The sequence below is a fragment of the Streptomyces sp. NPDC054847 genome, assembly GCF_053610925.1.
In genome coordinates this window covers 1-1,451 of record NZ_JBSGZJ010000758.1, presented here as the reverse complement: position 1 = coordinate 1,451, position 1,451 = coordinate 1, and the positions used below count along the sequence as shown (strand labels likewise).

The 1,451-nt window shown below is 67.1% G+C and carries 2 protein-coding genes; both read right to left on the bottom strand.

Annotated elements, in window-relative coordinates:
- Positions 1–44 precede the first annotated feature (44 nt).
- Positions 45–1,190 (bottom strand): acyl-CoA dehydrogenase family protein, encoded by a 1,146-nt coding sequence (locus ACWGH4_RS35035; RefSeq protein WP_453467947.1) that lies wholly within the window; start codon positions 1,188–1,190, stop codon positions 45–47.
- 28 nt (positions 1,191–1,218) lie between these two features.
- Positions 1,219–1,451 (bottom strand): ectoine synthase (locus ACWGH4_RS35030; protein WP_453467945.1); only part of this gene is annotated, 233 nt, incomplete at its 5' end.

The window sequence follows — 1,451 nt, the reverse complement described above, 5'->3', positions numbered from 1 at the left end:
GGCCGGGGGCTGACGGTTCCCCGCCCCGGAGGGCGGGGACGGTGTCAGGTGCCCAGGCCCAGCATCGAGGCGATGCGGTTGTACTGGATCTCGTTGGTGCCCGAGTAGATCGTGCCGCCGACCGCGTTGCGCACGCCCTGCTCGAGCCCGTACTCGGACATGTATCCGTGTCCGCCGAAGATCTGCACGGCGGCCAGGGAACTGGCCACATTGGCCTGGCTGGTGAGGAGTTTGGCGATGGCCAGGTCGATGGTGACGTTCTCGCCGTCGTCGAGGCGCTGGGCGGTGTCGTACAGCCATTTGCGGGCTGTCTCCAGGCCGATCTTGGTGTCGACGATCTTGTTGGCGACCGATTGGTAGGAGCCGATGGGTTTGCCGAAGGAACGGCGGGTCTTCGCGTACTCGATGCAGCGGTCCAGCCGGTGCTGCATCTCGCCCGCGTTGACGACGAAGGAGAAGAGGACCTCCCGTTTCATCACGTGGTCGAGGACGATGAACCCGCCGCCGACCCGGCCCAGTACCCGGGTTCTGGGGATGCGGCAGCCGTCGAAGTAGAGCTCGCTCAGCGGCGAGGTCCGCAGTCCCATCTTCTTGATCGGCTTGCCGACGGTGAGGCCGGGGGTGTCGCGGTCCACGAGGAACGCGCTGACACCGAGCGCTCCGCCGTCGGGGCGGGTGCGGGCGTAGACGACGAACACGTCGGCGACGGGACCGTTGCTGACGAACGTCTTGCTGCCGTTCAGCACGAAGTGGTCGCCGTCGCGTTCGGCGCGGGTGGTCATCGCCATCGCGTCCGAGCCGCCCTCGGACTCGGTGATGGCGTGGGCGCCGATCGCCTCGCCGGAGCAGATCTGGGGCAGGTACCTCTCTTTCTGTTCGGGTGTGCCGAACCGGGTGAGGGGGATGCCGGTGCTGGCCAGGGTGGTGGTCACCGAGAAGTTCAGGCCGGCGTCCTGGCAGTGCTCCCCGAGGCCTTCGAGGACGTACATGGTGGTGAGGAGGGACTGGCCGAGGCCGCCGTGTTCCTCCTCGAAGGGCAGGGCGAGGATGCCGGTCTTCTGGATCAGCTTCCACTTGTCCCAGGAGAAGGTGGCCTGCTCGTCCAGCTCTATGTGGTCGGCGCTGAGCGCCTCGCCCCACCGTGCCAGGCCTTCGCGGAGCTCGGCCTGTTCGGTGTTCCATCGGATCACTTCGGATCCCTTCAAGGGTTTCGCGTCATCAGTACGCGGAGGAGACGTGCTCGTCGAGACTGTGGGTCTCGTCGCCGTTGAGGGCCGGGCTGAAGACGCACACGAGCCGCAGGTCCTCGTGGGGGCTGGCCACCAGGTAATGGGCGTCGTGCTTGTCGAGCGCGTACATGCGGCCCGGCGTGATGGGGTGGGAGGTGCCGTCGAGCTCGATGACCTCTCCGGAGCCGGCGATGCAGTAGCAGGCCTCGAGGTGGTTGCGGT